General features: G+C 71.5%; 20 protein-coding genes. 13 read left to right on the forward strand and 7 right to left on the reverse strand.

The features are described 5' to 3' along the window. Positions 1-97: 97 nt before the first annotated feature. A complete protein-coding gene (locus ACZ4TV_RS29790) occupies positions 98-316 on the forward strand; it encodes an exodeoxyribonuclease VII small subunit (RefSeq protein ID WP_319723379.1) in 219 nt (72 codons plus the stop codon). A gap of 97 nt (positions 317-413) precedes the next feature. After that, entirely contained in the window at positions 414-1,004 is a 591-nt protein-coding gene (locus ACZ4TV_RS29795; RefSeq protein ID WP_468138206.1) for a malonic semialdehyde reductase, read from the forward strand. Between the two features lie 137 nt (positions 1,005-1,141). Here ACZ4TV_RS29795 and ACZ4TV_RS29800 read toward each other — a convergent pair whose 3' ends face one another. Further along, positions 1,142-1,660 (reverse strand): DUF4245 domain-containing protein, encoded by a 519-nt coding sequence (locus tag ACZ4TV_RS29800; RefSeq protein WP_468138240.1) that lies wholly within the window; start codon positions 1,658-1,660, stop codon positions 1,142-1,144. Between the two features lie 225 nt (positions 1,661-1,885). Here ACZ4TV_RS29800 and glpX point away from each other — a divergent pair, with 225 nt between their 5' ends. Then, the gene (gene glpX, locus ACZ4TV_RS29805) at positions 1,886-2,917 is read left to right on the forward strand and encodes a class II fructose-bisphosphatase (RefSeq protein ID WP_468138207.1); all 1,032 of its coding nucleotides are present in this window, start codon (positions 1,886-1,888) and stop codon (positions 2,915-2,917) included. 620 nt (positions 2,918-3,537) lie between these two features. On the opposite strand, the gene ACZ4TV_RS29810 is transcribed toward glpX, so the two are convergent. Together ACZ4TV_RS29810 and ACZ4TV_RS29815 are read right to left on the reverse strand one after the other, a co-directional pair. Then, positions 3,538-3,945 carry a WhiB family transcriptional regulator gene (locus ACZ4TV_RS29810; protein ID WP_468138208.1) on the reverse strand — a complete coding sequence of 136 codons (408 nt, stop codon included), beginning with the start codon at positions 3,943-3,945 and terminating at the stop codon, positions 3,538-3,540. 125 nt (positions 3,946-4,070) lie between these two features. Beyond that, complete coding sequence (locus tag ACZ4TV_RS29815) at positions 4,071-4,763, reverse strand: DUF1707 SHOCT-like domain-containing protein (RefSeq protein WP_468138209.1); 693 nt, start codon at positions 4,761-4,763, stop codon at positions 4,071-4,073. 149 nt (positions 4,764-4,912) lie between these two features. Between ACZ4TV_RS29815 and ACZ4TV_RS29820 the strand changes: the two genes are divergently transcribed. From ACZ4TV_RS29820 to ACZ4TV_RS29830, 3 genes are all read left to right on the forward strand, one after another. After that, positions 4,913-6,577 carry a fumarate hydratase gene (locus tag ACZ4TV_RS29820; protein ID WP_468138210.1) on the forward strand — a complete coding sequence of 555 codons (1,665 nt, stop codon included), beginning with the start codon at positions 4,913-4,915 and terminating at the stop codon, positions 6,575-6,577. Between the two features lie 137 nt (positions 6,578-6,714). Further along, on the forward strand, positions 6,715-7,317 hold the full coding sequence (locus ACZ4TV_RS29825) for a hypothetical protein (RefSeq protein WP_468138211.1): 603 nt from the start codon (positions 6,715-6,717) through the stop codon (positions 7,315-7,317). A gap of 104 nt (positions 7,318-7,421) precedes the next feature. Next, positions 7,422-8,189 carry a glycerophosphodiester phosphodiesterase gene (locus tag ACZ4TV_RS29830; protein ID WP_468138212.1) on the forward strand — a complete coding sequence of 256 codons (768 nt, stop codon included), beginning with the start codon at positions 7,422-7,424 and terminating at the stop codon, positions 8,187-8,189. A gap of 55 nt (positions 8,190-8,244) precedes the next feature. Here the strand turns inward: ACZ4TV_RS29830 and ACZ4TV_RS29835 are convergent, their stop codons facing one another. Continuing rightward, positions 8,245-9,783, reverse strand: a complete 1,539-nt coding sequence (locus ACZ4TV_RS29835; RefSeq protein WP_468138213.1) for a ricin-type beta-trefoil lectin domain protein — start codon at positions 9,781-9,783, stop codon at positions 8,245-8,247. A 108-nt stretch (positions 9,784-9,891) separates the two neighbouring features. On the opposite strand from ACZ4TV_RS29835, the gene ACZ4TV_RS29840 reads away from it, so the two are divergent. From ACZ4TV_RS29840 to ACZ4TV_RS29850, 3 genes are all read left to right on the forward strand, one after another. After that, the gene (locus ACZ4TV_RS29840) at positions 9,892-11,295 is read left to right on the forward strand and encodes a class II fumarate hydratase (protein ID WP_468138214.1); all 1,404 of its coding nucleotides are present in this window, start codon (positions 9,892-9,894) and stop codon (positions 11,293-11,295) included. 137 nt (positions 11,296-11,432) lie between these two features. Continuing rightward, a complete protein-coding gene (gene fomD / locus ACZ4TV_RS29845) occupies positions 11,433-12,152 on the forward strand; it encodes a cytidylyl-2-hydroxypropylphosphonate hydrolase (protein WP_468138215.1) in 720 nt (239 codons plus the stop codon). Positions 12,153-12,461: 309 nt separating this feature from the next. Beyond that, on the forward strand, positions 12,462-14,690 hold the full coding sequence (locus ACZ4TV_RS29850; protein ID WP_468138217.1) for a SpoIIE family protein phosphatase: 2,229 nt from the start codon (positions 12,462-12,464) through the stop codon (positions 14,688-14,690). 73 nt (positions 14,691-14,763) lie between these two features. On the opposite strand, the gene ACZ4TV_RS29855 is transcribed toward ACZ4TV_RS29850, so the two are convergent. Then, positions 14,764-17,028, reverse strand: coding sequence for a transglycosylase domain-containing protein (locus ACZ4TV_RS29855; protein WP_468138218.1), 2,265 nt, complete (start codon positions 17,026-17,028; stop codon positions 14,764-14,766). Between the two features lie 229 nt (positions 17,029-17,257). On the opposite strand from ACZ4TV_RS29855, the gene ACZ4TV_RS29860 reads away from it, so the two are divergent. Both ACZ4TV_RS29860 and ACZ4TV_RS29865 read left to right on the forward strand, forming a co-directional pair. Next, on the forward strand, positions 17,258-18,169 hold the full coding sequence (locus ACZ4TV_RS29860) for an SPFH domain-containing protein (protein ID WP_468138219.1): 912 nt from the start codon (positions 17,258-17,260) through the stop codon (positions 18,167-18,169). Beyond that, entirely contained in the window at positions 18,166-18,399 is a 234-nt protein-coding gene (locus ACZ4TV_RS29865) for a type II toxin-antitoxin system antitoxin (protein ID WP_468138221.1), read from the forward strand. Before ACZ4TV_RS29860 ends, ACZ4TV_RS29865 begins: the two co-directional genes overlap by 4 nt. Before the next feature lie 37 nt (positions 18,400-18,436). On the opposite strand, the gene ACZ4TV_RS29870 is transcribed toward ACZ4TV_RS29865, so the two are convergent. Next, entirely contained in the window at positions 18,437-19,384 is a 948-nt protein-coding gene (locus tag ACZ4TV_RS29870; protein ID WP_468138222.1) for a hydrogen peroxide-inducible genes activator, read from the reverse strand. Between the two features lie 135 nt (positions 19,385-19,519). On the opposite strand from ACZ4TV_RS29870, the gene ACZ4TV_RS29875 reads away from it, so the two are divergent. Both ACZ4TV_RS29875 and ACZ4TV_RS29880 read left to right on the forward strand, forming a co-directional pair. Then, the gene (locus tag ACZ4TV_RS29875; RefSeq protein ID WP_468138223.1) at positions 19,520-20,074 is read left to right on the forward strand and encodes a peroxiredoxin; all 555 of its coding nucleotides are present in this window, start codon (positions 19,520-19,522) and stop codon (positions 20,072-20,074) included. Positions 20,075-20,077: 3 nt separating this feature from the next. Then, positions 20,078-20,614: an alkyl hydroperoxide reductase gene (locus ACZ4TV_RS29880; protein WP_468138225.1), complete on the forward strand. Its 537-nt coding sequence runs from the start codon at positions 20,078-20,080 to the stop codon at positions 20,612-20,614. Positions 20,615-20,674: 60 nt separating this feature from the next. Here ACZ4TV_RS29880 and ACZ4TV_RS29885 read toward each other — a convergent pair whose 3' ends face one another. Continuing rightward, positions 20,675-21,403, reverse strand: a complete 729-nt coding sequence (locus ACZ4TV_RS29885) for a hypothetical protein (RefSeq protein ID WP_468138227.1) — start codon at positions 21,401-21,403, stop codon at positions 20,675-20,677. Between the last annotated feature and the right edge of the window lie 5 nt (positions 21,404-21,408).

Here is a 21,408-nt window from a genome sequence, read left to right on the forward strand (position 1 = left end):
ACGGCACGACACACGCACACGACACGCAGACACGCGCATATACGCACGTACGCACCCCACGTACACACACGCACACACACATGAGGTGGAAAAGGGAATGGCAGAGGCCGAAACCGCGCTGGGATACGAGCAGGCCCGCGACGAGCTCATCGAGGTCGTCCGCAAGCTGGAGGCCGGCGGGACCTCTCTGGAGGACTCCCTCGCGCTCTGGGAGCGCGGCGAGGAGCTGGCGAAGGTCTGCCGACACTGGCTGGAGGGGGCCCGGGCCCGGCTGGACTCGGCGCTGGCGGCGCGCGAGCCGGCCGAGGAGGAGTGATCTCGATCACCCGCAGGGCGATTTAGTTGAAAATTCATCTACTTTCACCGTAGAGTCTGGGACATCGCTTCACCTCCGTATGGAAGAAGGCTTTCCGATGTCTCTCGTTCTTGACTCCGCCGCGCAGGACCTGCTGTTCCGCGAGGCCCGCACGGCCAACTCGTTCTCCGACGAGCCGGTGACCGAGGAGCAGGTCCAGGCGATATACGACCTGGTGAAGTACGGTCCCACCGCCTTCAACCAGACCCCGCTGCGCATCACCCTGGTCCGCTCCCCCGAGGCCCGCGAGCGCCTCGTGAAGCACCTGGCCGAGGGCAACCAGGCCAAGACGGCCGCCGCCCCGCTGGTCGCCATCCTCTCCGCGGACAACGAGTTCCACGACGAGCTCCCGCGACTGCTGCCGCACTGGCCGCAGGCCAAGGACGTCTTCTTCACCGAGCGCCCGGCCCGCGAGCAGTCCGCCCTGCTCAACGCCGCGCTGCAGGCCGCGTACTTCATCGTGGGCGTCCGCGCCGCCGGCCTGGCCGCGGGCCCGATGACCGGCGCCGACCTCGCCGGCATCCAGAAGGAGTTCCTGGACGACGACCACACCCCGCTGATGATCGTCAACATCGGCAAGCCGGGCGAGGACGCCTGGTTCCCGCGCTCCCCGCGCCTGGCGTTCGACGAGGTCGTCACCACCGTCTGAGCGCAGCGCGCGACGCGGTGGCAGGCAGTACGCAGGAAGTACTGCGCGCCACTACGCGGTACGTACGAAAGGGCCGTGCCCCCGGGATCCCGGGGGCACGGCCCTTTCGTACGTACCGCGTGGAAGGGTCCAGCCGGCTAGCTGCCCTGCTTGAACTCCAGCGCCGCCGCCATCGCGCCGAGCTGCTCGAAGGAGGCCGTCCCGGTCACCACCGTGACGTAGCCCTGCTCCTGCCGTACGAGGGCGTCGTACTTCTCGCCGTCCCAGCGCTCCCAGGCCGCGTCGGCGACCTGCTGCGTCTGGCCGGTGGCCGTCGCCTTCTGGGTGACCCGGGCGAGGTACTTGGCCGAGGTGTCCGTGGACTGCTCCACCGCCACGTACTGCCGGTCCGGGTCGAGGAAGCCCAGGTGCCAGGCGTTGGCGTTCCTGCGCTCGTACGTCACCGAGGTCGCCCGCCACTGCTCCGGGAGCCCCACGGGGGCGGCCACCGGGTACGGGGCCGCGCGCCGGGCCGTGATGGTCTCCACCCGGTAGTCGACCGTGCGCGTCGGATCGGCCTTCTCGTCATGCGGGACGAAGAGGTAGATCCCGGCGACGACGACGCCGATCACCGCCAGCGACCGGACCATGTCCCAGACCGTCTGCTTGCCTTTCATACCTGCCACGGCACCATCGTCCCGCATCGCCGGGGGTCGATCACCGCCGGGGTCGCGCCGGAGGGCCGCGCGCCGCACCCTGAAGGCCGCAAGACGTCCGCTCAGGACAATCGGCTGACCGATATACCGCTCATACGTGACCCGCTCTGCTCAATATGTCGACGTACCGATAGAGTTCCAGCACCCTCACTTCCCGGCCGTCGCCGTACAGAAAGGTGCGCTCCGATGACCGAGCACAACCTGCCGCCCCAGCTCGAAGTCTCTCCGGAGGCCCCCGACCGCAACCTCGCCCTGGAACTCGTACGGGTCACCGAGGCCGCCGCCATGGCCGCGGGCCGGTGGGTCGGGCGCGGCGACAAGATCGGCGCGGACGGCGCCGCGGTCAACGCGATGCGGACGCTGATCTCCACCGTCTCGATGAACGGCGTCGTCGTCATCGGCGAGGGGGAGAAGGACGAAGCCCCCATGCTCTTCAACGGCGAGCGGGTGGGCGACGGCACCGGCGCCGAGGTCGACATCGCCGTGGACCCGATCGACGGCACCACCCTGAACGCCAAGGGCATGCCGAACGCCATCGCCGTCCTGGCCGCCGCCGACCGCGGCACCATGTTCGACCCGTCCGCGGTGTTCTACATGGAGAAGCTGGTCACGGGCCCCGAGGCCGCCGACTTCGTCGACATCAACGCCCCCGTCTCGGTGAACATCCGCCGGGTCGCCAAGGCCAAGGGCATGGCCCCCGAGGACGTCACCGTGGTCATCCTCGACCGCCCCCGCCACGAGGGCATCGTCAAGGAGATCCGCGAGACGGGCGCCCGGATCAAGTTCATCTCGGACGGCGACGTCGCGGGCTCGGTCATGGCGGTGCGCGAGGGCACCGGCGTGGACCTGCTGCTCGGCATCGGCGGCACGCCCGAGGGCATCATCTCGGCCTGCGCCATAAAGTGCCTCGGCGGCACCATCCAGGGCAAGCTGTGGCCGAAGGACGACGCCGAGCGCCAGCGCGCCCTCGACGCCGGGCACGACCTGGACCGCGTCCTGACGACGAACGACCTGGTGTCCGGCGAGAACGTCTTCTTCGTCGCCACCGGCATCACCGACGGCGAGCTGCTGCGCGGCGTGCACTACCGCTCGGAGACGGCGACGACGTCCTCGCTGGTCATGCGCTCGAAGTCGGGCACGATCCGGCAGATCGACTCCACGCACCGGCTGTCGAAGCTGCGCGCGTACAGCGCGATCGACTTCGACCGGGCGCTGTAGCCTCCGGCTCGGCAGCACGAGAGGGGCGGTCCGTGTGCGGCGGGCCGCCCTTTCGCGTGGCCGCGCACGACCGCAGGCCGTACGAGGCTTCGCACACGCGGCGTACCCGGCCCGGCCACGGATCGTCACGGCCCGCAGCCCACCCTCTCGCCCCCGACGGCAGACCCGCGCACCCCGCCGGGCCACCAAGGCAGGCGATCGGCCCAGCCCGCGCCGACCCGGCCCCCGGCAGGTGCTCGGCCCGGCCCGCAGCAGACGATCGGGCTCAGCCCGAGGCAAACGACCGGCTCAGCCCGCGGCTGCGGACGGCCCGGCCCACAGCGGACGGCCGGCTCAGCCCGCGACAGCGACGCCCCGGCCCCGGGCAGGCGACCGGCTCAGCCCGAGGCGGCCGGCCCGGCCCGCGGCAGCGGGTGGCCGGCCCGAGGCAGCGGGTGGCCCGGCCGAAGCCGAGGGTCGGCTCAGCCCGTGCCAGGCGACCGGATCAGCCCGAGGCAGGCGGGCGGCCAAGCCCGCGGCAGACGGGCGGGTCAGCCCGCGGCAGCGACGAGCCGGCCCCCGGCAAGCGCTCGGCTCAGCCTGCGGCAGGCGACCGGCCCGTCCTGCGGCAGGCGAGCGGGTCAGCCCGCGGCGGCGATGGGGCCGGGGCCCGGGGACTGGCGGAGTTCGGCGGCCCTGCGGCGCATGCGTGCCAGCACCACGCGGCGCTCGGCCGCGGTGAGCCCGCCCCAGACCCCGTACGGCTCCGGCTGGAGCAGCGCGTGCTCCCGGCAGGCGACCATCACCGGGCAGCGGGCGCAGACGCGCTTGGCGGCCTCCTCGCGGGAGAGCCGGGCCGCGGTCGGCTCCTTGGACGGTGCGAAGAAGAGTCCCGCCTCGTCCCGGCGGCACACCGCCTCCGCGTGCCATGGGCCGTCTTCCGCCCTGGCCGGCACCCGTGGCTTCGGCACGGCCGACGGGCGCACCCCGGGCCCCTGAAGGCTCTTCACGGCGGCGACCTGCAGGGACTGATGCGGCGGAAGCGGCACGGTCTACTCCTGACGACGGATACGTGAGCGAGAGACGACGCACCTGTCCCTACCCGCTGTACGCGCCCCTATGCACCGCGTGCCACGGCCCGGCGGGGGTTCGTCCGAAACGAGACCGTGCGGTTTCAGCCGTCCTGACGCTCGCGCAGCTTGCGGGCCAGGTCGACCAGGCGGGCGCCCGGCCTGGGCCGCGCCTCGATGTTGCCCAGCAGGGAGAAGCCCCGGACGATCACCACCGGCGCCTGCGGGTCGCTCTCCCCACGGCCCTCGCCGCGCACCTCGAAGTTGCCGAGGACTCCGCTGCCGTAGCCGCGCAGCGTGACGTTCTCCGGGACCAGGACCTCGACGTTGCCGAGGACGCACGTCACGTTGATCTCGGTGACCTGCTGCTCGAAGACCGCCTCGGTGAGGTCGAGGGTGATGTCGCCCATGACCGAGACCGCGCGGGTGTTCGCGCCCGGCCGCCAGCGGCCCTTGCGGGCGGAGCTGCTGCACACCGCGACGATGTTCTCCGCGTACCCGGGGGAGCCGGCGGAGCCCGGGGAGCCGGTGGCGTACGCGGACGGGGCGTGGACGCCGCCGGGCGCGGGCAGATCCCGTACGAGCACTTCCAGCTCGCCGACCGTCTTGACGGCATAGAGCGAGTCCAGGCGGTCGGAGTGCTCCTCGGCGGTCAGCCGGCCTTCGGCGAGGGCGTCGCTGAGGATCTGCGCGATCCGGTCCCGGTCGGCGTCGGAGGCGCGCAGCCCGGCGGGGCCGGGTACGGGGCCGGGCGCGGGTGCGGGGGCAGGGGCGGCGGGGTGCTTTTCCAGGTCCACGACGCCCAGCATAGCGAGACACGATAGATCGCGATACTACCGACTGAGCCTTACCTCACAGACACACCCACGGCGGGAGGTTCTACGCTGGTGGACTGCGCTGCCAATTGGTCGTCAGCGCTGTCTGCCGAGTGAGGAATGGCCACACGATGCCGGAGTTCGCGTACACCGACCTGCTGCCCCTGGGCGAGGACACCACCCCCTACCGGCTGGTGACCGCCGAAGGCGTGTCCACCTTCGAGGCCGACGGCCGTACGTTCCTCAAGGTGGAGCCCGAGGCGCTGCGCAAGCTCGCCGAGGAGGCCATCCACGACATCCAGCACTTCCTGCGCCCCGCGCACCTCGCGCAGCTGCGCCGCATCATCGACGACCCCGAGGCGAGCGCGAACGACAAGTTCGTCGCCCTGGACCTGCTCAAGAACGCGAACATCGCGGCGGCCGGCGTCCTGCCGATGTGCCAGGACACGGGCACCGCGATCGTCATGGGCAAGCGCGGCCAGAACGTCCTGACCGAGGGCGGCGACGAGGCGGCCCTCTCGCGCGGCATCTACGACGCCTACACGCGGCTGAACCTGCGCTACTCGCAGATGGCCCCCCTCACCATGTGGGAGGAGAAGAACACCGGCTCGAACCTGCCCGCGCAGATCGAGCTGTACGCGACCGACGGCGGCGCGTACAAGTTCCTCTTCATGGCCAAGGGCGGCGGCTCGGCCAACAAGTCCTTCCTCTACCAGGAGACCAAGGCGGTCCTCAACGAGGCCTCCATGATGAAGTTCCTGGAGGAGAAGATCCGCTCGCTCGGTACGGCGGCCTGCCCGCCCTACCACCTGGCGATCGTGGTCGGCGGCACCTCCGCCGAGCACGCGCTCAAGACCGCGAAGTACGCCTCGGCGCACTACCTGGACGAGCTGCCGACGGAGGGCTCCGCCACGGGACACGGCTTCCGCGACCTGGCCCTCGAGGAGAAGGTCTTCGAACTCACCCAGAAGATCGGCATCGGCGCGCAGTTCGGCGGCAAGTACTTCTGCCACGACGTCCGCGTCGTGCGCCTGCCCCGCCACGGCGCCTCGCTGCCGGTCGCGATCGCCGTGTCCTGCTCGGCCGACCGCCAGGCGACCGCGAAGATCACCGCCGAGGGCGTCTTCCTGGAGCAGCTGGAGAAGGACCCGGCGCGCTTCCTGCCGGAGACCACCGACGAGCACCTCGACGAGGTCTCCGACGTCGTCGCCATCGACCTGAACCAGCCGATGGACGAGATCCTGGCGACCCTGACCAAGCACCCGGTCAAGACCCGGCTGTCCCTGACGGGCCCGCTGGTCGTGGCGCGCGACATCGCGCACGCCAAGATCAAGGAGCTGCTGGACTCGGGCGCGGAGATGCCGCAGTACCTGAAGGACCACCCGGTCTACTACGCCGGCCCCGCGAAGACCCCCGAGGGCTACGCCTCGGGCTCCTTCGGCCCGACCACGGCCGGCCGCATGGACTCCTACGTCGAGCAGTTCCAGGCGGCGGGCGGCTCCAAGGTCATGCTGGCCAAGGGCAACCGCTCCCAGCAGGTGACGGACGCGTGCGGCACGCACGGCGGCTTCTACCTGGGCTCGATCGGCGGCCCGGCGGCGCGCCTGGCCCAGGACTGCATCAAGAAGGTCGAGGTCCTGGAGTACGAGGAGCTCGGCATGGAGGCGGTCTGGAAGATCGAGGTCGAGGACTTCCCGGCCTTCATCGTGGTCGACGACAAGGGCAACGACTTCTTCCAGAACCCGGCCCCGGAGCCGACGTTCACCCACATCCCGGTCCGCGGCCCGGGCCTGTAGCCCGCAAGACGAGGGCCTCTCCCCCGTTCGGGGGAGAGGCCCTCACTCATGTCCGCCCATCGGCAGATGGAGCGCGGCATGCCGCCGGGCGAGGCTTTACCCGTACTCAAGCAGCCCTTGGAAAACGGGAGTTCACGATGAAGAACCGCACGCGCGCCCTCGCCCTGACCGGATCCGCCGCGCTGGTGGCGACCCTGGTCGGCGCGGCCCCCGCCCCGGCGGCCCCGGCCGCGCCGAAGCTCGCCTCGGTGCACGGCGGGGGGACGGTGCACTACCCGTACGTGCCCGCGGCACACGACATCCGCTTCACCGTGGACGCCGAGTCGGTCCCATGGAGCCGCCCCTTCCCGGGGGCCGATCAGGGTCTCCCGACCGACGCCCGGGGACGGGTGACCGTCTACCACGCCCAGCCCGAGGCGAACGTCACCGGCGTCGCCGAGGCGGCGGTGGACTGCATGGTCACCGGCGGCAGGACGGCCACGGTCACGGCGGTGGTGACGTCCTCGAACGTCCCCGGCTGGGAGGGCAAGCGGATCGGTCTGAGCGTCCAGGACGGCGAACGCGGCGGGCCCGACCGCGTCGGTTTCTCGTGGGGCATCGCCAACGTCGACGTGAAGCCCGACGGCTCGGCCTCCGAGCCCCGCGTGGGCACCTGCATGGCCCCGGCCCCCTTCACGGAGGTCACGAAGGGCGGCTTCAAGGTCACCCCGGCCCCGCTGCCCCCGCGCCCGAAGCCCTGACCGACCTGACCGACTCCGCCGGCAGAGCACGTACATCTGCTGTTCGGCCATCCGGGCAGGATGCGGTAGCGGGGCGTTCCCCGCATCCGGATAACGTCTGGGGCATGACGCAGACGCCGCTCCGTACCGCCCGCGCCGTTCGGGTGGTCGCCCATCGCGGGGCCTCCCACGAGCACCCCGAGCACACCCTCGCCGCCTACCGGCAGGCCATCGCCGACGGGGCCGACGCGCTCGAGTGCGATGTGCGGCTCACCGCCGACCACAAGCTGGTCTGCGTGCACGACCGGCGCGTGGAGCGGACCTCCGACGGGCGGGGCGTGGTCTCCGCGATGACCTACGAGGAGCTGTCCGCCCTCGACTTCGGGGCGTGGAAGGGGGCGGGGCACGCCGGCGCCCGGGTGCTGCTCTTCGAGGACCTGCTGCGGGAGGCGCTGGCCGCGCCCCGGCCGGTCGGGCTCGCCGTGGAGACCAAGCACCCGACCCGCGCGGGCGGCCGGCTGGAGGCCGAACTGGTGCGGATGCTCCGGGAGTACGGTCTGGCCGACGGCTCCGCGGGCCTGGTCGAGGTGATGAGCTTCTCGCGCGGCGCCCTGACCCGGATGCACCGGCTCGCGCCCGGCCTGCCCGCCGTCTACCTGATGGAGCGGCGGCTGCGCCCGGTGCGCCCGCCGTACGCGACCCACGCGGGCCCGGGCATCGATCTCGTACGCCGGGATCCGGGGCTGGTGGCCCGGCTGAAGGCGAGGGGGCTGTCCGTACGGGTGTGGACCGTGGACGAGCCGCAGGACGTGGAGCTGTGCGTGCGCCTGGGCGTGGACACGCTGATCACCAACCGGCCGCGCGCGGTACGCGAACAGCTCGCGGCCCGCTGAACACCCGGCCGGGGTGCGCCGGCCGGGCGTGGGGGGTTCGATGGTGCGGGGGCGGTTACGCGAAGCGCTGGTTGGCGGATCCGTTGCAGGCCTGCAGGCGCAAGGGCTCGTGGGCGGCGGCCACGGTCAGGCACATGCCCGTAGCGGCCGCGGGGCGGATGGTGGCTCCGTCACGGACGAACTGCTGGTTCGCGGCGCCGTGGCAGTTCCAGAGGATCAGGCCGGTGCCGGAGCCGTAGTTGGCGCCGGGGGCGTCGAGGCAGCGGTCCTGCGTCAGCTCGATGTGGACGGACTTGCGGGCGGTGTCGTACCACCAGCCCTGGTTGCGGCCGCCGTGGCAGTCCCAGCCCAGGATCGCCGTGCCGTTGGCGCTGGAGCCGCCCTTCGCGTCGAGGCAGTCGCCGGTCGCCTCGTTCTTCAGGGGCTTGAACCTGTCGTCCCAGGCCCCGGCCTGCAGGACGGGTGTCCCGGTGCTCGCGGGGTCGGCGCAGGAGGCCTCGCGCAGGCCCGAGTTGTAGAGCTGGGTCAGGCAGGACGCGAACGCGCCGTGGCCGCGGTAGTTGGGGTGGAAGGACTGGCGGGCGGTGTTCTCGTCCCACGGGAAGTGGTCCCCGAGGTCCAGGTACAGCCCGCGGGCCCAGGCGTCCTCCATGCACACCTCGTGGCCGTGGAAGAGCCGCGAGTTGTCCAGGTAGGTCGCGCCCGAGGCGAGGGCCGCCGCGCGCATGCCCTTCTCGAAGGTGGGAACCGCGTAGTTGCGGCCCCAGGTGGCGTCGGAGTCGTAGCCGGCGCAGCCGCCGGGGAGCTTGCCGGGGAAGTTCGGGTTGTCGTAGAAGTCGGGTCCGATGGGGCTGGGGTAGCCCATCACGACCAGCTTGTAGTCGGAGTCGGCGTAGCCCGCGTCGCGCATGACCGTCCTGAGGTCGGCGACCGTGGCCTCGACCTTGGGCCTCAGGCCGTCGACGCGCGCCTGCCAGCCGGGCGCGTACTTGGGCTCGCAGGTGCCCTGGCTGAGGATCCAGCGGGTCACGCAGTCGGTCATGACCGGGCCGAACTGCAGGTCGTCGTTGGCCCCGGCGACCAGCAGGACCATCTTGATCCTGGTGTTGCGTGCTTTGATGGCCAGGCTGTCGCTCTGCACCAGCTCGTCGGCGTACTGCTTGCTGCCGCCGATCCTGATGTTGCCGGTGTAGCCGCCGGAGCAGGCGACGTTGAAGGTCAGGTCGGCCGGTATGCCGGTGCGGTGGATCGCCGCGTCGGGCGAGCGGTGGCACTGGTTGTCGGGGGTGTTGGTCGCGGGGTCGTAGTTGCCGACGCCCTCGCCCGAGATCTCGCTGTCGCCCAGCGAGATCAGGCCGGTCTTGCGCTGGTTCAGGGGACGGACGGCCGCGTCGCCGTAGATCTTGACGGCCTCCGCCGCGCGGATCGCCTCCAGTTCGGGCGGGAGGGGGGTGGCGGCCGCTGTCGCGGCCGCCGTGGGCATCGCCGCCTGGGCCATGGGGGTGATGGCGGTGACGCCTGCGAGGGCGGCCGCGGCCGCCACGACGGCGGCGAAGGTAGATCTGAGCCTGGGCTTCATCTGAGCATGTGTCATGAACGCCTCCCCGAGTGCCGGTGTTACCCCCGGTATTTACTGGTCAGTAGGGGACTTGGGAACACTTCGAACAAGACAATTGCTCAACTTTTTGAGGAGGCCACGAACATGACCGAGGACCAGCAGGCCGAAGCGTTCCGGACCGAGCACGACTCCATGGGCGACGTACGGGTGCCCGCGCACGCCAAATGGCGTGCTCAGACCCAGCGCGCGGTGGAGAACTTCCCCCTCTCGGGGCAGCGGTTGGAGCGCGCCCACATCCAGGCCCTCGCCCGGATCAAGGCCGCGGCCGCCGTGGTGAACGCCCGGCTGGGCGTGGTGGACCCGGACGTCGCCGACGCGATCCGGTCCGCCGCCGCCGAGGTCGCGGACGGCCGCTGGGACGACCACTTCCCCGTGGACGTCTTCCAGACCGGCTCCGGGACCTCGTCCAACATGAACACCAACGAGGTGATCGCCACCCTGGCGACCGAGCGCCTCGGCCGCGAGGTCCACCCCAACGACCACGTCAACGCCTCGCAGAGCTCCAACGACGTCTTCCCGTCCTCCATCCACATCGCCGCCACCGCCGCCGTCACCGGCGAGCTGATCCCGGCCCTGGAGCACCTGGCCGCCGCGCTGGAGGGCAAGGCCACCGAGTTCGCGCAGGTGGTCAAGGCCGGGCGGACCCATTTGATGGACGCCACCCCGGTCACCCTGGGCCAGGAGTTCGGCGGGTACGCGGTCCAGATCCGCTACGGCGTCGAGCGGCTGCGCGCGGCCCTGCCCCGCCTGGCCGAGCTGCCGCTGGGCGGGACCGCGGTGGGCACCGGCATCAACACCCCGCCGGGCTTCTCCGCCGCCGTGATCCGGGAAGTAGCCGACGCCACCGGGCTGCCGCTGACCGAGGCCCGCGACCACTTCGAGGCACAGGGCGCGCGGGACGCGCTGGTGGAGACCTCGGGGATGCTCCGTACGGTCGCCGTCTCGCTCACCAAGATCTGCAACGACCTGCGCTGGATGGCTTCCGGGCCGCGCACCGGATTGGCCGAAATCAACCTCCCGGATCTCCAGCCGGGCTCCTCGATCATGCCCGGAAAGGTCAATCCGGTGGTTCCGGAGGCCGTCCTGATGGTCGCCGCACAGGTCATGGGGAACGACGCCGCCGTCGCGGTGGCGGGCGCCGCCGGCAACTTCGAACTCAACGTGATGCTCCCGGTGATGGCCAGGAACCTGCTCGAATCGATCCGGCTGCTCGGCAACGCGAGCCGCCTGCTGGCCGACCGTACGGTCGACGGGATCACCGCCAACGAGGCGCGGGCCAGGGAGTACGCCGAGTCCTCGCCCTCCGTGGTGACCCCCCTCAACCGCTACATCGGCTACGAGGAGGCCGCCAAGGTCGCCAAGAAGTCCCTCGCCGAGCGCAAGACGATCAGGGAGGTAATCCTGGAATCCGGATACGTGGAGCGCGGCGCCCTCACCGTGGAGCAGCTCGACGAGGCCCTGGACGTGCTGCGCATGACGCGTCCCTGACTCGCTCGCACGCGCCCCCCGGCGGGGGCCGGATCCGGTCGTTCGCCGCGCTCGGATCCGCCCCTTGCCCCCGCCGGGGGCACCCCCGGTGACCTGCACCGCAGCGGGCGTACGGGCCCCCGCCCTAAGATCTGCGCATGACAGGAACCTTCAAGCCCGGGAGCAGTGCGGCCCGGAGCGCGCCGCCGCGTCCCGCGCAGGGCGTGCGCTGGGCGCCCGGGGAGCAGATCCTGTGGCGCTACCGCGACCACGCCCCGGGCCTGAAGGGCCAGGTGCACATCTGCCGCCCGGTGACCGTGGTGCAGGACACCGACGAGCTGCTGGCCGTCTGGATGGCCCCCGGCACCGAATGCGTCAAGCCGGTCCTCGCCGACGGCACGCCCGTCCACGAGGAGCCGCTCGCCACCCGCTACACCGCACCGCGCACCACCGTACGGTCGCGCTGGTTCGGCGGCGGGGTCCTGAAGCTGGCCCGGCCGGGTGACCCGTGGTCGGTGTGGCTGTTCTGGGGGCACGGCTGGCAGTTCAAGAACTGGTACGTGAACTTGGAGGAGCCGCTGTCGCGGTGGGCCGGCGGAGTGGACTCCGAGGACCACTTCCTCGACATCGCCGTCTACCCGGACCGCAGCTGGAAGTGGCTGGACGAGGACGAGTTCGCCCAGGCGCAGCGGTCCGGCCTGATGGGCGCGGAGCAGGCGCGACGGGTGCGGGACGCCGGGCGCGCGGCGGTCGGGGTGATCAAGGAATGGGGGGCTCCGTTCTCCGCCGGCTGGCAGGACTGGCGGCCGGATCCGGCCTGGAAGGTTCCGGTCCTGCCGGAGGACTGGGACCGCACCCCGGCGCATATGACCTCATGAGACCCTTGATGCGCCCCCAGGGTTCAAACGTAGGATCGTCCTCCGCGGGGTCGCGCGCGCGGGACGGTGCGGTCGGGCCGCCCGAGCGCAACTGTCGTGCCGTACGCGTGACTTGACCGGAGGTCGACGCAGGACGAGAGGCAACGAGGGGCGGGGGTCCGCCTGGAGGCCCCTCCCGGCCGGTGGTCGGGGGGAGAAGTTTGGGCGAGGAACCTCGGGGCGATGGTGCCCGGGCCGCTGAGCGGGTATACCGCGACTGACCGAGTTGAGTGCAGCGCACATCGAGCGCAAACGGACGGAATTCCACGCGTGACGGAGTACCCCACCTCCCAGGAGGGACCGCAGCCCGTCGCCTCCGGCGGAGGTACGGACGAGGCCGGCCACGGCAAGGCGCCCATCGCCGCAGCCGAGGCCGTACGCACGCATGCCGCGGGCCCAGGCGCCGGCGCCGCACCGGGGCCGGGCGGCGCCGCCGCAGCGGCCTCCGACGCGCGCGCGGCCCGCTCGGCGGCGGGCTCGGCCGCCGGGCTCCCCCGGCCGCGCGCCGCCGCGTCGGCGGACGTACCGGCCGCCGCGGGCTCCGGCCCGGGCCAGAGCCACGACAACGCCCGCCCGCGGGACGGCGCGGCCGTCCACGACGCGGCCCTCCACGGCGCGGTCGGCTCGGGCGCCCACGGCGGAGCCGGGGCCGGCGGAGCGGGCCGGCACGGGGGCGGCGGGACCGGAATACCGGGCGGGGGCGCCGGAGAGATGACCGCGGCGCGCCGCGAAGGGGACCGGCTGCGCTTCGTCGGCGCCGCCACCCGGCGGATCGCCCGCGGCATCGACCTCGACGAGATCGTGCTCGGTCTGTGCCGGGCCACCGTGCCGACCTTCTCGGACGCCATCCTCGTCTACCTGCGCGATCCGCTCCCGGTCGGCGACGAACGCCCCGTCGGCCCGGTCGTCTTAAGGCTCCGGCGCACCGACCGGCTCCGGCCGATCGACGACCTCACCGACAGCAGCAGCACCATCTCCGCGGGAATGGACCTCGCCGGGGCCGCGGGGGCCACCGGCGAGCTCGACTTCAGCCAGTTGCCGCTGGTCGGCCCGCAGGGTGACCTGCCCGCGGCCGAGCTGTGCGAGATCCGGCCCGGTGGCGCGCTCGCCGAGGTGCTGCGCGGCGTACGGCCCGTCTTCGGGTCCTCCGCCGCCGCCAGGGCCGCGCTGCCCGAACTGCTGGGCCTGGACCACCCGCTGCCGCGGGGCAACCGGGCCGTGCTCGCGCCCCTGCGCGGCCGACGCCGGGTGATCGGCGCTGCCGTCTTCCTGCGCAGCCCCGAGCGTCCCGCCTTCGAGCAGAACGACCTCCTGGTCGCCGCCCAGCTGGCCACCCACACCGCGCTCGGCATCGACAAGGCGGTCCTGTACGGCCGTGAGGCGTACATCGCGGACGAGCTCCAGCGCACCATGCTGCCCGACAGCCTTCCGCAGCCCACCGGGGTGCGGCTCGCCTCCCGCTACCTGCCCGCCGCCGAGACGGCACGGGTCGGCGGCGACTGGTACGACGCCATACCGCTGCCCGGCAGCCGGGTCGCGCTCGTCGTCGGCGACGTGATGGGCCACTCCATGACCTCCGCGGCGATCATGGGCCAGCTCCGCACCACGGCGCAGACCCTCGCGCAGCTGGACCTGCCGCCCGCCGAGGTCCTGCACCACCTGGACGAGCAGGCGCAGCGCCTCGGCTCCGACCGCATGGCCACCTGCCTGTACGCCGTCTACGATCCCGTCGCGCACCGGATCACCATCGCCAACGCCGGGCACCCGCCGCCGGTGCTGCTGCACCTGGGCGGCCGCGCCGAGGTGCTGCGCGTACCCCCCGGCGCCCCCATCGGCGTCGGCGGCGTGGACTTCGAGGCCGTGGAGCTGGACGCGCCCGCCGGGGCCACCCTGCTGCTCTACACCGACGGCCTGGTGGAATCGCGCCTGCGGGACGTGTGGACCGGCATCGAGCAGCTCCGCGAACGCCTCGCCACCACCGCCCAGTTGACCGGCCTGGACCATCCGCCGCCACTGGAGGCGCTCTGCGACGACGTGCTGGACATGCTCGGCCCGGGTGACCGGGACGACGACATCGCGCTGCTCGCGGCCCGCTTCGACGGCATCGCGCCCAGTGACGTCGCGTACTGGTTCCTGGACCCGGAGGAGACCGCCCCGGGCCGGGCCCGCCGGTTCGCCCGCCGCGCCCTGACCCGATGGGGCCTGGAGGAGCTGAGCGACTCGCTGGAGCTGCTGGTCAGCGAGGTGGTCACCAATGCCGTCCGGTACGCGGAGCGGCCCGTGACCCTGCGCCTGCTGCGTACGGACGTACTGCGCTGCGAGGTCGGCGACGACTCCCCGCAGCTGCCGCGCCAGCGCCGGGCGCGGGACACCGACGAGGGCGGCCGCGGCCTGTTCCTGGTCAACCGGATGGCCCGCCGGTGGGGTGCGACCCGGCTGAGCAGCGGCAAGGTGGTCTGGTTCGAGCTGGCACTGCCGGGGGCTCACGACCGGCGTTGACCCACAGCACCGGGCAAGACCGCCGCCCCGCAGCCTTCAGGCTGCGGGGCGGCGGTGTGTCGGCGTCCGGCGGTCAGTCCCTCTGCGTCTGCGGGAACAGCGGCGGCTCCGGCGGCTTCGGGCCGGTCTTGGTCGGCGTCGGGGTCGGGGTCGGCGTCGTCGACTTCGTCGGGGTGTTGGTCGGCGTCGGGGTCGGCGTCGGGGTCGGCGAGTTCTGCGGCGGGGCGCTGCTGGTCGGCGGCTGGCTGGAGGGGCTCTGCGAGGCCGGCGGGGAGGCACTGCGGGACGGCGTCTGCGGGGCACCCATTTCCGCCTCCGACACATCGAACGGGCCCGTCTTCACGCCCTTGAGCGCGGCCAGCGTGTACGCCTTCCAGATCTCGGCGGGGAAGCTGGAACCGCCCGCGCGCCCGCCGCCGGCCGTGCCGGTGAGCGTGACCTGCTTGTGGGTGACGGGGTCCTCGCCGAACATCGCGACGACGGTGACCAGTTCGGGGGTGTAGCCGGTGAACCAGCCGGCCACGTTGGACTCGGTGGTACCGGTCTTGCCGGCGGCCTGGTAGGCGCTGCTCTTGACCTTGTTGCCGGAGCCGTCGTTGACCACGCCGGTCAGCACCTTGGTGACGGTGTCGGCGGTCTGACGGCTGATGGCCTGGCTGCCGATGGCCTCACGGGGGGTGAACTCGCCGTCCCTGTGCTCGGCGCTCTTGATGATGGTCGGCGTGACCTTCTTGCCGTGGTTGTCGAGGGTCGCGTAGACGGCCGCCATCTCCAGGGTGTTGGCGCTCATGGTGCCGAGCGACATGGCCGGCTGGTCCTCTTGCCAGCCGTCGCGGTCCTTCATGCCCATCGCGAGGGCCGTCTTCTTCACGTCGGGCGCGCCGACGTCCACGATCATCTGCGCATAGACGGAGTTGACCGAGAAGTTGGTCGCGTCCTGGACGGTGATCTCCTTGCCGAAGTCCTTGTCGTCCTGGTTCTGCGGGGCGAACGCGATCTTGCTGCCGACGACGCCGCGCTTGCTGGTGCCGTCGTAGAGCGCGTTCGGGGTGATCGGCTTGCCGTCCTGGGTGGTGGCGTTGTTCTCCAGGGCGGAGGCGAGCACGATCGGCTTGAAGGTCGAGCCGGGCTGGTAGTCGGTGCGCAGGGCGTTGCTCGCGGCCTTCTCCGCCAGGCCCTGACCGCCGTACATGGCGACGATCGCGCCGGTCTTCGGGTTCACCGAGGTGGCGCCGGCCTGGACGCTCTGGTCCTGGGGGCGGTTCTTGGTGTCCTTGCGGTCGAGCTTGGACTCCAGCTCGTCCTGGACCGCAGTCTCCAGCGCCGCCTGCTTCTTCGGGTCGATGTTGAGCACGATGTTCCAGCCACCGGCCGCGATCTCCGCGTCGGTGATCTCCTGCTCGTTCATCTCGTCGTTGGCCGCCTGGATCAGGTAGCCCTTCTGGCCGTCCATGCCCGGGCGGGGCTTGGGCTTGATCGGCGGCGGGAGGGTCATCGTCTTGCGCTTGGCCGCGTCCAGCTCGCCCATCTCGACCATGTTGTCGAGGACGGCGTTGAAGCGGATGTTGACCAGCTTCCTGCCGTTCGGGCCGGCCGTCGCCAGGTCGTACTGGCTGGGGGCCTGGATGACGGCGGCGAGGTAGGCGCCCTGCTCCAGCGTGAGCTTGTCGGCGTCGACTCCGTAGAAGGCCTGGGCCGCGGCCTGGATCCCGTACGCGTTGCGGCCGTAGAAGTTGGTGTTCAGGTACCCGGCGAGGATGTCGTTCTTCTCCATGCGCTGGTCGACCTTGAGGGAGATGACGAGCTCCCGGAGCTTACGGGTCGCCGACTGGTCCTGCGTCAGGTAGTAGTTCTTGACGTACTGCTGGGTGATCGTCGAGCCGCCGGCCTTGCCCTTGCCGGTGACCGTGTTGAACAGGCCTCGGGCCACGCCCATCACGTCGATGCCGCGGTCCTTGTAGAAGGACTTGTTCTCGATGGCGATGAATGCCGTGCGGACTTCCGGCGGGATCTTGTCGATCGTCACGATCTCGCGGTTCATCTCACCGGTGCGGGCCATGATCGAGCCGTCGGCGTACCGGTAGGTGTTGCTCTGGAGCGTGGCCTGCTTGTTCGGGTCGGTGGGTTCGTTCACCGAGAAGTAGAGGATGACCGCCGCGGCCATGAGGAGCAGGATCAGCCCGAGGAACGTCCCGAGGATCTTCTTCCACGTGAAGAAGCGACGTATGCCGGTGCGTTTGCCGGCGCTTCCTCTGCCCTTGGTGCCCTTCGTGCGTCCGCTCGGCGCCCGCCGCGCACCGCGCTGCTGCTGCGCCTTACGCACTTCTGCTCGGCCCATCGCTCCCGCTCCGCTCGATTACCCCCCCGACGTCAGCTCAGAAAGCTAACACCGCAGGCTGTGACAAAGGTTGGCCAACTATGACCATTACCGGTCAATTCGGACGTGAGAATCAGCACCCACGTCACAGGAACCGACGCCCACCTAAGCCGAAGGGTTGCTGTAGCGCAAAAAAGTGATATCACTTTGCTAGGCGGTCCGACCGACCGCGACCAGAGAAACGGGGCAAATGATGACGAACCAAATCGCGACCCCAGACGGAGTACGGGAGTTCACCGCGCACAGTGTGGGCGGCGGCCGGGCGTTGCTGCTCGGACTGGCGGGCATGGCAGCGGGAGCGGGCGTGATCGCGGCGGGCGCGGTGGCGCCGGGCCTCGCGCTCAAGCTCACCCTGATAGCGGCCGGCGTGCTCCTGGACCTCGCCGCCCTGATCGCGATGACCGGGCTGAACACGGTGGCGCCGGGCGAGGCCCGGGTCGTCCAGCTGTTCGGCCGCTACCGGGGGACGATCCGCGCCGACGGACTGCGCTGGGTCAATCCGCTGACCTCGCGCGAGAAGATCTCCACCCGCGTGCGCAACCACGAGACGGCCGTCCTGAAGGTCAACGACGCCTACGGCAACCCGATCGAGCTGGCGGCGGTCGTCGTGTGGCGGGTCGAGGACACCGCGCGGGCCACCTTCGAGGTCGAGGACTTCACCGAGTTCGTCGAGACCCAGACCGAGGCGGCGGTCCGCCACATAGCGATCGAGTACCCCTACGACGCGCACGAGGAGGACGGCCTGTCGCTGCGCGGGAACGCCGAGGAGATCACCGAGAAGCTCGCGGTCGAACTGCACGCGCGGGTCGAGGCGGCCGGGGTGCACATCATCGAGTCGCGCTTCACGCACCTCGCGTACGCTCCGGAGATCGCCTCCGCGATGCTCCAGCGCCAGCAGGCGGGCGCGGTCGTGGCGGCCCGCAAGCAGATCGTGGAGGGCGCGGTGGGCATGGTCGAGCTGGCCCTCACCCGCCTGCAGGAGGAGGACATCGTGGACCTGGACCCGGAGCGCAAGGCCGCCATGGTCTCGAACCTGATGGTCGTCCTGTGCGGCGACCGCGCCGCCCAGCCGGTACTCAACACGGGCACCCTCTACCAGTGACCCCCGGCGGCGAGGAGAACCCGGCGGGTCGCCAGGCGCGCAAGCAGGTGCTGCTGCGGCTCGACCCGCAGGTGTACGAGGCGCTGGCCCGCTGGGCGGGCGAGGAGCTGCGCAGCGCGAACGCGCAGATCGAGTTCCTGCTCCGCCGCGCCCTCGGCGAGGCCGGCCGCCTCCCGTCCGCCCCGGGCCCCCTCCCCCGCCGGGGCCGCCCCCCAAAATCCGCGGACTGACCGTCGGCTGCCGGGCCCGTCCACCAAGCGCGGCCGCTCAGTCCGTGGGCCACACCGGCAGCGGCCGCACCGCTTCGCGCAGCGCGGCGGCAACGGCCCGGAACTCCTCCTGCCGGGCCGTCCCGGTGCGCATCGCCAGGGCGATCCGCCGCGAGGGCGCGGGCTCGGCGAAGTATCCCGTGGACAGGTACTCGTTGCGGGCGGTCTCCAGCCGCAGGGCCGTGCGCGGCAACAGCGTCACCCCCAGTCCCCCGGCGACCAGCTGTACGAGGGTGGACAGCCCGGCCGCGGTCGTCGTGACGTCCGCCCCGGTCGTACGCCCCGCCTCGCGGCAGATGTCGAGGGCCTGGTCCCGGAGGCAGTGCCCCTCGTCCAGCAACAGCAGTTGCAGTCCCCGCAGTTCCTCCAGGGGGATGTCCCGGCGCCCGGCCAGGGCGTGCTCCCGGGGCGCGAGCAGTACGAAGTCCTGGTCGAAGACCGGCAGTTCGGTGACGCCGGGGACCCCGAGCGGCACCGCCAGCAGGAGCAGGTCCAGGCGCCCGCCGGCCAGCCCCTCCAGCAGCGAGGCGGTCTGCTCCTCGTGCACCTGGAGGTCCATCCGCGGGTAGCGCCGGTGGAACAGCCCGAGCACGGTCGGCAGCAGGTACGGCGCCACCGTGGGGATCACCCCGAGCCGCAGGATCCCGGTGAAGGGAGCCCGTACCGCCTCGGCCTCCTCCAGCAGCCCGGCCACGGCGTCGAGCACCACCTGCGCCCGGGCCGCGATCCGCTCGCCCGCCGGCGAGAGCAGAACCTTGCGGGTGGTGCGCTCCAGCAGCTGCACGCCGAGGGTCTCCTCCAGCGCGGAGACGGACCCGGAGAGCGCCGGCTGGCTCATGCCGATGGAGGCGGCGGCGTCCCGGAAGTGCAGGTGCTCGGCGACCGCCGCGAAGGCGCGCAGCTGAGCGAGCGTCGGTTGCTTCGCTCCCCTATTACCGACAGCCACTGATAGGTACCTCCGATCACCCGCCACAAGACTAGCTATTTCTGTAATCAATGCAGCTGTGCCAGCATGTGAGATTCGTCCAACCCCCTCGGAAATCCCCCAAAAGGGGCTCTTTCCATTCCGCAAGGAGAGCCAGTGCTCACTGTCGGCGACCAGTTCCCCACCTTCGACCTGACCGCCTGCGTCTCGCTCGAGGCCGGCAACGAGTTCGCGCAGATCGACCACAAGACGTACGAGGGCAAGTGGAAGGTCGTCTTCGCATGGCCCCTCGACTTCACTTTCGTGTGCCCGACGGAGATCGCCGCCTTCGGCAAGCTGAACGAGGAGTTCGCCGACCGCGACGCGCAGGTCCTCGGCTTCTCGCTCGACTCCGAGTACGTGCACCACGCCTGGCGCAAGGACCACGCCGACCTGCGTGACCTGCCCTTCCCGATGATGTCGGACATCAAGCGCGAGCTGTCGAACGACCTGGGCATCCTCGGCCAGGACGGCCTGCCGATGCGCGCCGTCTTCATCGTGGACCCGAACAACGAGATCCAGTTCTCGATGGTGACCGCCGGTTCCGTGGGCCGTAACCCCAAGGAGGTCCTGCGGGTCCTCGACGCCCTGCAGACCGACGAGCTGTGCCCCTGCAACTGGAACAAGGGCGACAGCACCATCGACGCCGGCGCGCTGCTGGCCGGTGAGTGACGGATGTCCCTCGACTCCCTGAAGTCGGCCATACCGGACTTCGCCAAGGACCTGAAGCTGAACCTCGGTTCGGTCATCGGCAACAGCGAGCTCCCGCAGCAGCAGCTGTGGGGCACCGTCCTGTCCTGTGCGATCGCCGCCCGCTCCCCGCGCGTCCTGCGTGAGCTGGAGCCCGAGGCGAAGGCGAACCTCTCGCCGGAGGCGTACACCGCCGCCAAGTCCGCCGCCGCGGTCATGGCGATGAACAACGTCTTCTACCGCACCCGGCACCTGCTCTCCGACCCGGAGTACGGCACCCTGCGCGCGGGCCTGCGGATGAACGTCATCGGCAACCCGGGCGTGGAGAAGGTCGACTTCGAGCTGTGGTCGCTCGCGGTCTCCGCGATCAACGGCTGCGGCCAGTGCCTGGACTCGCATGAGCAGGTCCTGCGCAAGGCGGGCGTGGACCGCGAGACGATCCAGGAGGCCTTCAAGATCGCCTCGGTGATCCAGGCCGTCGCGGTCACCCTCGACGCCGAGGCCGCCCTCGCCGCCGAGTAGCAGCGCCTCGTACGACGGACAGGGCCCCGCGACCGGAAACGGCGGCGGGGCCCTGCGCGTTCAGCCCGTCCTTTTTTTGCCCGTCCTCAGCGCGGCCATCAGCGCCCGCATGTCCTCGATCATCGCCGCCTTCAGGGTGTCCCGGTCCGGCCGGGCGGGGGCCTGCGCCCCGGGGGCGTCATCGTCCGCGCCCCGCCCGAAGAACGCCACGTCAAGGGTGAACACCGCGCCCCCGTCACGGACCCGCAGCCGGAGGTCGTCCTCGACCCCGGGACCGGTGATCACGGCCTGCTCTCCGATGCCGGGCACCGCCTCCCAGTTGCCGCTACCGGTGCCGAGCATCCGGTCGTACCTGGAGCCGAGTTCGAACTCGGCCGCCGGATCCGTCTTCTTGTGCAGTTCGACCGCGGACACGACGAAGAACCCGTCGTCGTCCGCCGGGTTCTTGCTGTCGAGGTCGCACTGCGCCCAGTCCATCGCCGGATGCCGGCCGGCCGCCTGGGGGGACGAGGCGGAGAGAGCGCCCAGCGTCCCGGACAGCGCCGTCGCCTGGAACTGTCCGCACAGGTTGTCCGGGATCCGGTAGCGGATCTCCGGCTCCGTCAGCCGGTCCCCGTAGGCGTAGAGGCCGCCCGCCCACAACGCGGAGGTGGCCACCACCGTCACCGGCACCCACCACCACGGCCGGCCCGGTCCGCGCTCGCGTTCCCGCGGCGACGCGTCCTCCTGCGCGATCCCGGCCGGCGGCGCCGGCCCCCACTCCCCGTCGAGCTCGGGCTCGCCGATCATCCCGC

This window comes from Streptomyces sp. NPDC028910 (genome assembly GCF_055564955.1).